At 65.2% G+C, this 11,305-nt stretch carries 14 protein-coding genes and 2 pseudogenes; 8 read left to right on the top strand and 8 right to left on the bottom strand.

What is annotated here, in order from left to right; translation table 11 throughout:
• Positions 1-155 precede the first annotated feature (155 nt).
• From ACWPKK_RS16660 to ACWPKK_RS16640, 5 genes are all read right to left on the bottom strand, one after another.
• Positions 156-353: a hypothetical protein gene (locus tag ACWPKK_RS16660; RefSeq protein WP_452006211.1), complete on the bottom strand. Its 198-nt coding sequence runs from the start codon at positions 351-353 to the stop codon at positions 156-158.
• Positions 354-442: 89 nt separating this feature from the next.
• The gene (locus ACWPKK_RS16655) at positions 443-739 is read right to left on the bottom strand and encodes a hypothetical protein (RefSeq protein WP_452006209.1); all 297 of its coding nucleotides are present in this window, start codon (positions 737-739) and stop codon (positions 443-445) included.
• Between the two features lie 70 nt (positions 740-809).
• A complete protein-coding gene (locus ACWPKK_RS16650) occupies positions 810-965 on the bottom strand; it encodes a hypothetical protein (protein ID WP_452006207.1) in 156 nt (51 codons plus the stop codon).
• A 202-nt stretch (positions 966-1,167) separates the two neighbouring features.
• Positions 1,168-1,815: an exopolysaccharide biosynthesis protein gene (locus ACWPKK_RS16645; RefSeq protein ID WP_452006204.1), complete on the bottom strand. Its 648-nt coding sequence runs from the start codon at positions 1,813-1,815 to the stop codon at positions 1,168-1,170.
• Positions 1,812-3,005 carry a sensor histidine kinase gene (locus ACWPKK_RS16640; RefSeq protein ID WP_452006201.1) on the bottom strand — a complete coding sequence of 398 codons (1,194 nt, stop codon included), beginning with the start codon at positions 3,003-3,005 and terminating at the stop codon, positions 1,812-1,814. The genes ACWPKK_RS16645 and ACWPKK_RS16640 overlap by 4 nt, the downstream gene beginning before the upstream one ends.
• 345 nt (positions 3,006-3,350) lie before the next feature.
• On the opposite strand from ACWPKK_RS16640, the gene ACWPKK_RS16635 reads away from it, so the two are divergent.
• The 6 genes from ACWPKK_RS16635 (at position 3,351) to ACWPKK_RS16610 (ending at position 6,492) form a co-directional block, all read left to right on the top strand.
• Positions 3,351-3,893 (top strand): hypothetical protein, encoded by a 543-nt coding sequence (locus ACWPKK_RS16635; RefSeq protein ID WP_452006198.1) that lies wholly within the window; start codon positions 3,351-3,353, stop codon positions 3,891-3,893.
• A gap of 61 nt (positions 3,894-3,954) precedes the next feature.
• A complete protein-coding gene (locus tag ACWPKK_RS16630; protein WP_452006195.1) occupies positions 3,955-4,353 on the top strand; it encodes a YsnF/AvaK domain-containing protein in 399 nt (132 codons plus the stop codon).
• Between the two features lie 67 nt (positions 4,354-4,420).
• Positions 4,421-5,152: a YsnF/AvaK domain-containing protein gene (locus tag ACWPKK_RS16625; protein WP_452006192.1), complete on the top strand. Its 732-nt coding sequence runs from the start codon at positions 4,421-4,423 to the stop codon at positions 5,150-5,152.
• Between the two features lie 368 nt (positions 5,153-5,520).
• Positions 5,521-5,886 carry a hypothetical protein gene (locus tag ACWPKK_RS16620; protein WP_324867852.1) on the top strand — a complete coding sequence of 122 codons (366 nt, stop codon included), beginning with the start codon at positions 5,521-5,523 and terminating at the stop codon, positions 5,884-5,886.
• Entirely contained in the window at positions 5,883-6,125 is a 243-nt protein-coding gene (locus ACWPKK_RS16615) for a hypothetical protein (RefSeq protein ID WP_452006189.1), read from the top strand. The genes ACWPKK_RS16620 and ACWPKK_RS16615 overlap by 4 nt, the downstream gene beginning before the upstream one ends.
• Before the next feature lie 4 nt (positions 6,126-6,129).
• Positions 6,130-6,492, top strand: coding sequence for a hypothetical protein (locus tag ACWPKK_RS16610; protein WP_452006186.1), 363 nt, complete (start codon positions 6,130-6,132; stop codon positions 6,490-6,492).
• Between the two features lie 60 nt (positions 6,493-6,552).
• Here ACWPKK_RS16610 and ACWPKK_RS16605 read toward each other — a convergent pair.
• A pseudogene (locus tag ACWPKK_RS16605) lies at positions 6,553-6,801 on the bottom strand (transglutaminase family protein); the annotation flags it as partial.
• 202 nt (positions 6,802-7,003) lie between these two features.
• On the opposite strand from ACWPKK_RS16605, the gene istA reads away from it, so the two are divergent.
• Together istA and ACWPKK_RS16595 are read left to right on the top strand one after the other, a co-directional pair.
• On the top strand, positions 7,004-8,515 hold the full coding sequence (gene istA / locus ACWPKK_RS16600; RefSeq protein ID WP_452006184.1) for an IS21 family transposase: 1,512 nt from the start codon (positions 7,004-7,006) through the stop codon (positions 8,513-8,515).
• A pseudogene (locus ACWPKK_RS16595) lies at positions 8,512-8,856 on the top strand (ATP-binding protein); the annotation flags it as partial. The gene istA and the pseudogene ACWPKK_RS16595, both read left to right, overlap by 4 nt.
• A gap of 31 nt (positions 8,857-8,887) precedes the next feature.
• On the opposite strand, the gene ACWPKK_RS16590 reads toward ACWPKK_RS16595, so the two are convergent.
• Positions 8,888-10,948: a recombinase family protein gene (locus tag ACWPKK_RS16590; RefSeq protein ID WP_452006181.1), complete on the bottom strand. Its 2,061-nt coding sequence runs from the start codon at positions 10,946-10,948 to the stop codon at positions 8,888-8,890.
• Complete coding sequence (locus ACWPKK_RS16585) at positions 10,929-11,105, bottom strand: hypothetical protein (RefSeq protein ID WP_452006178.1); 177 nt, start codon at positions 11,103-11,105, stop codon at positions 10,929-10,931. Before ACWPKK_RS16585 ends, ACWPKK_RS16590 begins: the two co-directional genes overlap by 20 nt.
• Between the last annotated feature and the right edge of the window lie 200 nt (positions 11,106-11,305).

Raw genomic sequence — 11,305 nt, 5'->3', positions numbered from 1 at the left:
CGAACCGATATCGTTTGAGGGTGCCGCTGATGGCGTATTCGCTGAGAGTGCATTTCTCGATGGCTCAACTGAGACGACCCGCGGTCCGGCAGCCCGGCGTCCCGGTTGGCGTTCTCCTCTACCGTCGATGCCAAATCTTGAGGCCGACGGTCAACTCACTCTTTAGCATTCTCTTGCGGTTGCGCACCACCATCGTCGTCCCAATTGCGAAGTTGGGAGCCACGCTCCCGCTGGCGTTGACGTTCACCGGCAACCGTCACGGTCAATGGAAACAAAGACGCGGTCTGGATGAACATTTTCCCGTGAAGGAAATGGATGGACGATGAGCGGTTGCTTGGGTGGACGGATTGCATGACGATGTCTCCTCTGCGCTATACATGAGTGTGAAGCGTGTCTATTATAACTCCCTAAGCCGTTGAGCGGCGCATAGCTTGGCGCGGGTTCATTCTGCTGAGTGGCTTCCCTTTTCCGCCGACTGAAGGACCCGATCCAGTTCATCCGGGTCGATGAGCGCAGTCTGCGACATGGCCATTCCCCTGTTGGCCCCGCCATCGGACCGCGGCAGATGGATCCAGGTCGCAGTGCGCCGGTACACGGGGAAGGAGAGCGAGTCGACCAACTCCTCGTCAGTCTCCACGACGTAGCTTCCCGCCGGCTGCACTCCGTCGACGCCGCCCAAGGCAAAAGGATGCGTGAACGTCACGGTCCTGCTGGTCGTGCGGGTGAATGCTGTGGTCATCGTTGGGCACTCCCATGCGTATCCGGTGGATTGCTATGTGCTCTGCAGGGCGTGCGGCTTGAAGCGGTGGCTATCCGCCGAAGCCGGCGAACAGCAATCCCGCAAGAAAGCCGATCGACATGCCAAGTGTCAGATAAGCCGTGTTCTTCCATTTCGGTGCGGACAAAGCCCAGGCTGTACGCTCCGACTCCGCCCATTCCGGCAATGTCATGTGTCTGATCGCCATGGCCATCTCCTTCCAAAATTTCAATATTGAATATGGTGACGAGATATTTTATTGCAACGAAGGCCTTGAAATAATCATATCAGAGTCAATTGGGTGCTTGCTGATGCACGATTTCCCTCGCTGCAGCATGATTTTATGATTGCTTCTGAATTTGTCCGCGAACCGCTGTCTGGCCGCAGCCGCGCGGCGTGCGATGCACGGCTCAGGAAGTCAGGGAACGGACCGCCTCGACCGACTGCCAGATGGTGAAGGCCCCGGCCAGGATCACGGCGGCTGCTGCCGTCAAGGACAAGGCCAGCAACACCCCATCCTCTTCGAGATAGGCCAGGGCGATCAGCATGATCGTCACGGCCGGAACGACGTTGCTCAGTGGAATCGGCAAGAAGAAGACGCTTGTCAGCGCGAGAACGACCAGCCCGACCACGCGCGTCGTCGCTTCGAACGGTGTCTTCCAACGCGGGTGTATGACCGTCTCCATGCGCCTCAACACCGGCACGGCACGATCGACCAGACGGACCAGACGCCGTGTCGGGAAGCGCCGGGAAGCGATGATCCGGGGAAAGGCCGGACTCTCGCGCGCCAGGATCATCTGGATCGCGGGAATCGTCAGCAGCAGGCCGACGACCGGCGACGTTCCCGGAGCCAGCCCGATCAGCGCCAGCAGCAGCAGAACGATGCCGAAGGAGCGCTTGTGGAGTTTGTCCAGCAGCCAGCCGAACGTCACGCAGTCGGCCGGAGCCTCGGCCAGCAAGCCACGCAGCACCTCGGATGTCGGGATATGCGGGTTTGTGACCGGGTCCATGGCGGCATCGCTCCTCGCCTTCCCGGCAGACGGCACCGGGCCGGTCATGCCGGGATCGACACCGTGACGGTCGTGCCTTTGTCGGACCTGACGGTCACGCCGCCATCGATCTGCTCGGCCAGCAACTCTATCAAGGTCAGGCCGAGCGAACCGGAGCGCCGGTTCTCGGGCATGCCGACGCCATCGTCGGCGATGGTCATGCGCAGAAGGCTGCGCGAGGTGTGGCGGAACGAGACGGAGATGCGGCCGGATCGCCCGCCCGGGAACGCGTATTTCACCGCGTTGATCATCGCCTCGTTGGCGATCAGGGCGAGCGGGATGGCTTGGTCCGGCTTCAGAAACGCTTCGTCGGCATCGATATCCAGGACCACCTGCCGGCCTTGTGCGGCCCCGAAGGACGCCAGCAGGTCACGGCACAGCATCCCCAGATACCCGCCGAATTCGACCTCCTGCAGCCCCTGCGCCCGGTAGAGCTTCTCGTGGATCTCGGCCATGCGGTCCAGCCGCTCCACGGCGCTGTGCAGCGCATCCTGCACGGCCGGCTCCTGGTTCCGGTTTGCGTCCAGTTGGATGCGCAGGAAGGACGACGCCATCTGCAAGGTGTTCTTGACCCGGTGGTTCACCTCCCGCATCAGGTCATCCTTCTCGCGCAGCAGCATGTCCTTGTCATGCAGCGTGTTGCGCAGCACCCGCTCCATGTCGACGCGGCGCTCCACCTCGGCGGCGAGTTGGCGGTTCAACTCGTCCAGCCGGCCGGTGCGTAACGAGACGCGGCGGTCCAGTTCCTCGTTGAGTTGCCGCAGTTCATCTTCCGCCGCCTTGCGAGCGGTGATGTCGACAAAGGACGCGAAGTGGTAGCGGATCCGGTCGTCCTCGAAAACGGGAGCGACATGCTGGAGCACCCACAGTTCCTTTCCGTCCTTCCGGTAGAGCTGCACCTGGCGCACGATGGCTTCCCCGGCGCGCAGGGCCAGATCGATGGCGCGCGCCACCTCCGGGTCGGTGTCGGAGCCGGACAGGAGGTGATAGCTCCTGCCCAGCACCTCCTCCCGCGCGTAGCCGCCGAGTTTGATGAACGCGGCGTTGACGAAGACGATCGGCACATCCGGCAGGGTCGGATCGGCGATCAGCATCGGCATCAGGGTCGATTCCGCAGCGACCACGAAGGGGCCGCCACGCGCCTCCTCCTCCCTGACCATCTTCTCTGCGTCCTTCTGATCGCGGGAATTACCGGGCATGCAACGCTCCCTGGTCCAATCGTTTCTGCTGAAAGGATATAGCTGCACAGCGCAGCCTTCCCAGGCGAAGAGGTGTGGAGCCCATACCGTGGCCCAATCCCCCAGAGAGACAAATATATTACTGGATGCCCCTACGATCTTTCCTAGGCTTCCTGCATACACACAATCTCATCCCGAAAATAATCAAAAGAACACTCTCTTTCTATTCTGCGATTTATCGCATGAACTTTCAAATTTTATTTCCTGCGGCGTTGAATTTCCGCGCTGCAGCATAATATAAGCCTTAGTCAATCAGGTCGAGCACAGCGCTCCCGGACACCCAACCCAAACAGATATGGAATTGATATGGACGACGGCACGCACACCGCCCCCACCACCCGCCCGACCATTCGCAGCGCAAGCGACGAAACCGCGGCGCGCAACGACGGGCCGAAGGGCGCCACCATTCGGAGCGCCAGCGAAGAACACGCGCCGAAAGCCGGCCGTGGCTTCGGCCAGCAACCGCCGAGGCCCTGGCCGCCGAAGCTGCCCGGCACCTCGGGCAACCAGGGCTTCCCGGAAACCGTCCAGGCCGCCGGCCAGAGGTTCGACCGCGCATTCAACCAGGGCCTCGGTGACGGCGGCGGCCGGGCGATGGCACTCGGCGGGGCCCTGATGGCGGGTTATGGAACGGCCTTTTCGGAAGCCGTCTCCTTCATGAACAAGGCCGTCGAGCGTCAGAACGAGATGATGGGCAGCATGCTCCAGGCTCGTGGCCCGCAGGACATCGTGACGGCGGGGAACCGCTACCTGCTCGGCGGGTGGCTGGCCTTCTTCGAGGTCAATGTCCGCGTCGCCCAGGCCGCGTCCCGTCTGACCCAGGACGCCAAGCACAGCCCTGACGCCTGACGCCGCCCCCGGGAACCCCAGCCCCGGGAGCCGCAGCCCAGGAACCGCAGGAGGATCTCCGTTGACCAGTTCGGAAAACGAACCGCAGACGCTTCTCGCCGTCGAAGAGCAGGTGAGCGTCGCCAAGCGCCGGCAGGTCACCGGGACCGTCCGCGCCCGCACCCTCAGCCACGAGCGGGAACAACCGGTCGAAGCCGACCTGTCGGTGGAGACGCTGGAGGTCGAGCGGGTGCCCATCGGACGCTTCGTCGATGGTCTGATCCCCGACCGCCAGGATGGCGACACCACCGTCATCTCGGTGATCGAGGAGGTGGCGATCGTGGAGGTCCGCCTGAAATTGGTGGAAGAGGTCCGGATCACCCGCCGCACCGAAAGCCGCAAGATGACCGGCGAGGTCACGCTGCGCCGTCAGGAAGTCGTGATCGACCAGGATCCGGCGCCGGACGATTCCGCGGCCTGACCGGTCCAGACCGCTTCAAAAGACCGCTTCAAAAATCCAAACACTCGAAATCCCACTGGAGACCATCATGAGCACGATCGTCGTTGGACTTTACAAGGAAACCGGTTCCGCCAAGAAGGCCTTCCAGGCCCTGATCGCGGCGGGCTGCCAGGAAACGGACATCGAAACCTTCGGCGGCGCCGACAGCGCCGACAAGGCCGCCCAGGGACTGCTGGGGCACGGCTTCGAGAAGGAACTGGCCGAACAGTATGGCGCTGCCGTCCGCCAGGGCCACACCCTGGTCGCGGCCGACATCGCCGACGATGACGCCGACGCTGCGGAGGCGATCCTCGACGAGAACGGCGCCATCGACCTGCCCGAGGCTTCCGCAGGGCAGAAGGCCGGCAACAAGAAGGCGGGCAATGGCGGCACCGTCGAGCAGGAGACCCTCCAGTCGGTAAAGGAGGAGGTCGAGATCGGCAAGCGGCGGGTCGCCAAGGGTGGGATGAAGCTCACCTCGGAGGTCACCGAGACGCCGGTCCGGGACACCGTCACGCTGCGTGACGAGACGGTGGATGTGGAACACCGCAAGGTTGACCGCGCCCTGAGCCCCGACGAGGAGAAGGCCGCCTTCGGCGAAAAGACCGTCGAACTGACGGCGACCACCGAAACGCCGGAGATCACCAAGGAGGCCCGCGTCGTCGAGGAGGTCGTGCTGTCCAAGACCGCTTCCGAACGGGAACAGGCCGTGGAGGCAACCGCCCGCCGCACCGACGTAAAGGTGGAGCCCGTCGGCGGCAAGTCCGGCAACAAGCGCTGAGCGCAAGCGCGCATACCATGATGGGGCGGCGATCCGGCCGCCTCCCGCCGCAGCCGGCTTGAGCTGTGGCGGACTGAATGGCGAAGGCGATGAAGACTTCACGGAGTTTTCAGCGCCTTTTTTTGAAAAATAAACGACGAATAGATACGCGCAATCGATTGGCAAAAAGCCATCGGGAGCCATCACTTTTGCATAGTGTCCATTGCAAACTGTCTTGTGGATCACCAATTGGAATCTGTTGAAGCCACTCCAGGCTTGCTCATTTTTGCTACGGTCCGTAAATCCGGGGCCCTTCCTGGTGTGACTCGATCCGGACGGCTTGGCCGCCGCCAATGCCGACACAACCGGCCCACATCGGAGACCACCCCATGGATGCCCGTACAAGGCTTGCCTTCTTCATTTTGAAAACCCGCGTCGGCTGGATCGTCCGTGTGGACGGGTTCGTCTATCCGCCCTGCGCCAGTCAGGCCGATGCGCTCGCCAAAGCCATTCGTGAAGCGCGGGCGGCGGAGCGGCTCGGTTTCGCCAGCATCGTGCTGGCGCAATCGGCGGCGGGGGAGCGCTGCCATGTCCGCTGGTGCTGTGCGGCCATCGGCGGAGCGGCGGGCGGAGCGTCGCAGGCGAATGCAGGTTCACCGCATCCGGCGGTTCCGGCCATGGCGGAACTCCTGAAGTCCACATCCGCGTCGGCCGCATCCCCACCGCCCACATCCACACCGGAGGAACGCCCATGACCGCCCTGTTCCACTCCATCGAAGGGCGATGCCCCCATGGCGCCGACGTGCTGCGCGAACAGCTGCGCTGGACGAAAGCCGAGCGCCGCTGGCATCCGGCGTTCCATGGCACGCCAGCCGACCTTCTTCCCCCCGCTTTTTCGCCGCCGGGTCAAGCCAGCCTGATGCGAGGGGCCGTGCTGACCCGTCTCACCATGGCCTGCGCCGTGGCCGGCGCAACCGCCCGCAAGGAACTGTGACCTCATGAGCCTCTCAGCCCATTACATCGTGTCGTGCCGGACGGACGGTTGGTTCATCGGGCTGGAGGGGGAGCGTTACGGCCCCTTCCCCAACGGACAGGTCGGCGCCCTGATCGCCGCGGTGCAGGCCGCCAACCATGCCGGAAAGGACGGCCATGACGCCCGCGTTCTGATGCGAACCGCGGAAGGCATCATGGCCACCGTCTGGGTCTTCGGCACCGACAGCTACCCGTCGCCCTGGGTGGAGGATCTGCATCGGATCGCACTGCTGCCGCGCCGCGAACGCGCCCGCGCGCCAGTCCCGCCGCCGCCCTTCAGGAGCCTGGACGTCATGACTCCGGACGCCGCGGTGGCCGGTCGGGCGTAACCTGTACCGATCATGCCCGACAAGGGCCTCCGGCGCGCCGACAACGGCCGGGCGAACGGATCAGGCGACCACCTCGTCCGTCCAGATTTGGAATCCCGTCAGCGTGTTGGGGCCGAAGGTGTGGGTAAGCGGCACGTCGGCCGCGTCGCGTCCCTGCGCGATCAGGATTCGTCCGATCCGGGGGGCGTTGTTCCGTGGGTCGAAGACATGCCAGCGGCCACCGAGATACACCTCCATCCAGGCCGCGAAATCCATCGGTGCATAGGGCGGTGGCTGGCCGATGTCGCTGATGTAGCCGGTGCAGTAGCGCGCGTATGGCCCGACAATCACGGTGAGAATGGCGACAATCAGGATGAGAATGGAATGCCGCCGTCGTGACGGAGGACGGGCGTAGCCCGGCCGGAGGCACGACGGCGGCATCGGCGTCTTTCTGTTTGGGAAAGGCGCTGCTGGCGGAAGCAGTGAACGCAGCCAGGATCGAGGGTCTTCACGCCAATGAGGAACCCCGACCTTGCCGGGCCGACACATCACCGACCAGCAAATGAGGCTCTACATGAAATACCGGTCCTCCAACACCCCCGCCATAGCGGCAGCAAAAGCGGGGTTCAGTCCAGCGACTGCCTATCGCATAGACCAGGATCCTAGCCCGCCATCGACCAAGAAGACACCAAGAGGTCGGCGCCGCCCTGATCCGTTGGCTGACTTCTGGGACAGCGAGGTGGTGCCGATGCTCAAAGCAGCACCGGGGCTACGAGCGATCGCGGTGTTCGCTGAAATCCGGCGACGGCATCCAGATCTGAGTGAAAGCGTCCGGCGTACGTTGGAGCGCCGCATCCGCGCCTGGCGAGCGGTGAATGGCCCAGATCAGGACGTCATCTTCCGTCAGGATCACGAACCCGGCCGGATGGGCCTGTCGGATTTCACTGACATGGCGACCCTGGCAGTCACCGTCGTCCAGCAGCCGCTCGATCACCGCCTCTACCATTTCCGCCTCGCCTATTCCGGCTGGGAGCACGCCCACGTCGTACTGGGTGGGGAAAGCTTTGTCGCCCTGGCAGAGGGGCTGCAGAACGCTCTCTGGTCGCTCGGCGGTGTACCGGCCGATCATCGCAGCGACAGCCTGTCGGCCGCATTCCGCAACCTGGACCGCGAAGCCGCCGAGGATGCCACTCGCCGCTACGAAGAGCTCTGCGCCCACTACGGCATGAGCGCCAGCCGGAATAACCGCGGTGTCGCCCACGAGAACGGCAGCATCGAAAGTCCCCATGGCCACCTCAAGCGCGCGGTGGAGGATGCCCTACTGTTACGCGGCAGCCGCGACTTCGCCGATTTGGCGGCCTACCGCCGCTTCATCGACGAGGTCGTTGGCCAGCAGAACGCCCGCCGGGTGAAAGAGGTCGCGGTGGAGCGGGATGCCCTCAAACCCTTACCACCCGATCGAACCCGCGACTTCGAACGAACCATCGTCTGTGTCACCTCCAGCGGCGGCTTCACCCTGCGCAAGGTGTTCTACACCGTGCCCTCGCGCCTGATCGGGCATCGCCTGCGGGTTCACCTGTTCGATGATCGGCTGGACTGCTTCTTGGGAGGAACGCACGTGCTGAGCCTGCCCCGCGGACGCTCGCGCGGGAATGGCAAGCATGGCCATGTCGTGGATTACCGCCACGTCATCCATGCCCTGCGGCGCAAGCCGATGGCGCTGCTCAATCTCGTCTACCGTGACCAGCTGTTCCCTCGCCAAGCCTACGCCCGCGCCTTCGAGGCTTTGCTGGCTGCCGGCGATGAGCGGCGGGCCTGCGCCACCACTGTGGAACTGCTGTCGCTCGCCCACGAACGGGGCTGCGAAGCCGCTTTGGCCCAACTCCTGGAGATCGAATTGGCGGCCGGCCGGTTGCCCGACTTGCAGGATTTGCGTGAGCGCTTCCAGGCGCCCACCACCGCCCTCACCACCGTCACCGTCGATCTCGTGCCGCTCAGCGTCTATGACGAGCTGGGCACCGTTCGCCCGGGAGAACCAGCATGACTGCGGCCGATCCTATCGACGCCGCCCGCCTGTCGCTGGCGCTCGGCGATCTGCGCCTGCCGGCCATCAAGCTGATCTGGCCCGACTTCGCCGCACGAGCCGACAAGGAGGGCTGGCCTGCTGCCCGCTTCCTGGCCGCCCTAACCGAACATGAGATCGCTGAGCGCGCCCGTCGGCGCGTCGAGCGTCACCTCGACGAAGCCCGCCTGCCGCCCGGCAAGACCCTGGAGAGCTTCGAGTTCGACGCGGTGCCCATGGTTAGCAAGGCCCAGGTGATGGCCCTGGTTGCCGGCGACAGCTGGTTGGAGAAAGGCGCCAATTTGATCCTGTTCGGGCCGCCCGTTCCCGCGTCATGATGCCCACCTCGCTACGTCATTGAAAATCAAAGGTCTGCTGATCCGGATCGTCTGTTACCGGACGGCGTGGCGACGGGCGGAGCGGTTCGAGCCCAGCCAGTTGGGCCTCGGGAATCGCCCATGGCGCCCCTTTGCACGCTTGGCTGGCCTGAATGGTCCCGCCGGCGATCAGCCGCAGCACCGTCATCTTGCTCACCTTCAGCCGGTCGGCCGCCTGTTCCAAGGTCATTTCGCCCCGCTCGGCGATTTCGCCCTCCCGGTACACCGCTATGCCATGGGCATTGCGATGGCTGCGCACCCGTGCCTCGGTCCAGCTGTTGCCTTTGCCGGTGCGCTTGCCAGCCCGGTTCAGGATCGCGGCGATGCCGCCGTCCGTCTGCTGCCGGGCCAGGGCGCGGATGAGATCACCGGTGTCGGCGTCGGTTCTCCAGCGGTGCTTGCCGCTCCGGTTCTTCGGCACGCTCAAGCGGGTGTGGTCGCCGCCCTGCCAGTGAATCACCAGTTCGATCGTGTCATCGACGACCTTGGCCACGATCTCGGCGATGACGGTGCGCAGAATGCGTTTGCGCGTCTCCGCCGTCGCGCCGGGATGATGCCAGAGCGCCGCGACATCGGCGCCTAGCGCCATCAGGCGAGCCCGCTCCTCGGCCGTGGGCGCGGCGGTCTGGCCGGTCCGCAAGGCCGCCACGCGCTCCTCCAGGCGATGGACCTCCACCAACCGGTCATTCCAACGACGCTCCAGTTCAGCCGCCACGAGGCGGTAATCGGGATCAACGGCATCGTACTGGCGGCGCGCCAGCTCGGCCTCGTAGCGCGCCTGGGCGAGGGCGAGTTCCGCCTGCCGCCGCGTCTCGGAGCCGTCGGCCTCGCGCGCGTCGATCGCCCGTAGCGCCGCTTCGATCCCCAGCGGCGCCAGGAACCGCAGGGCTTCCTCCGCCACGGCGGCATCGACCCGCAACCCGCCGAACGAGATGCAGCGCTCGGTTCCGTGATTGAGATGCGCGCCACGGCAGTCGTAGCGCACGCAGTAGCCATCCGTGCCGCTGTAGGCAACGTGCAGCCGTCGGCCGCAGTGTCCGCAGCGCAGCAGTCCGGCCAGCAGCGCGTCGCCGCGGCGCACCGAGCCGCGGGCCATCATGCCCTTGCTGTTGGCGTTGTCGGCGATCAGGGCCTGGTTCCTCCCGAACTCCGACCACGAGATGTAGCCCTCGTGGTGGTCGGGGATCAACACCTCCCACTCCGCCTGCGTGCGGCGGAAGCCGCGAACCACCCGTTTGCGTCCGTCCTGCACGCTCACGCGGCTGCCGGTGCGGCCGAACGCGTAGGTCCCGCCGTAGATCGGGTTGGTCAGCAGGTGGTGAAGCGTGTTGTAGACCGGCAGCTTCCACACGATGCGCGGCCCCTCGGCGGTCCGCTCGACGGCCGGCAGCCGGATCCGCTCCTGACGCAGCCAGAGGTGAACCTGGCGGATGCTCTGGAACTCGGCGAACTTGCGGAACACCAGGCCGAGCGCCTCGCGCACCCGCAAATCCGGGTCCATGGCGATGCGGTCGTGGTGGGTCTTGATGTAGCCGACCGCCACGGTGAGGAACAGTTCGCCGCGGCGCGCCTTCTGGCGCAGGGCTTCCAGGGAGCGTTGACGCAGGATGGACAGTTCCATCTCGCTCATCGTGCCCTTCATGCCCAGGAGAAGCCGGTCGTTGGGCAGTTTCGCGTCGTAAACCCCGTCCTCATCGGCCAGCAAGCACCCCACCAAGCCGCAGAATTCCAGCAGCGTGTGCCAGTCCCGGCCGTTGCGGGCGAGCCGCGACGCCTCGATGGCCAGCACGATGCCGACCCGCCCTTCGCAGATTGCCCCCAGCAGTCGCTCGAACCCGGGGCGGGCGATCCCGCCGCCGGAGCGGCCGAGGTCGTCGTCGATGACGACCACCTCCGCCCAGCCGAGCTGGCGGGCGCGGTCGGCCAGTCCGTACTGCCGGCGCCGGCTCTCGTGGTTGTGCAGGAGCTGGTCCGGGCTGGACTGGCGGACGTAGACGTAGGCATGACGCGCGAGGTGGTCAGGGGTGATCTTGCTCATCGCCCGCCTCCGTCACCAGGGTTTCGCTCGCCAGCACCTCCAGCAGGAGCTGTTCCAGAAGCGGCAGGAGCCGTTGCGCCACCTCCCGCGGAAGGGCGGCCTCCGGCCGCGTCGGCGCGAACAAGTCCGGTTGCACGGTCGCTTTGGGGTGTCTCATGCCGCCCTCCGTTGTCTCGCTCGCGGAGCAACGACAAGGCAGCGTCGGTGGCCAAACACAGCTCCTGGAGAACCCCCAACGGGAACCGGGGGGCGTCACAAAGGCTGGTGCTCGCGGCCGCCGGCGCGGTCATCCATTCCGGCACGTGGGTCAGCGTGCCGTCCGGCTGTTCGACTACCAGCATGACGGTGCCGCGCAAG

It is taken from the genome of Azospirillum largimobile, assembly GCF_977007025.2.
This window is presented reverse-complemented; position numbering and strand designations above follow the sequence as displayed.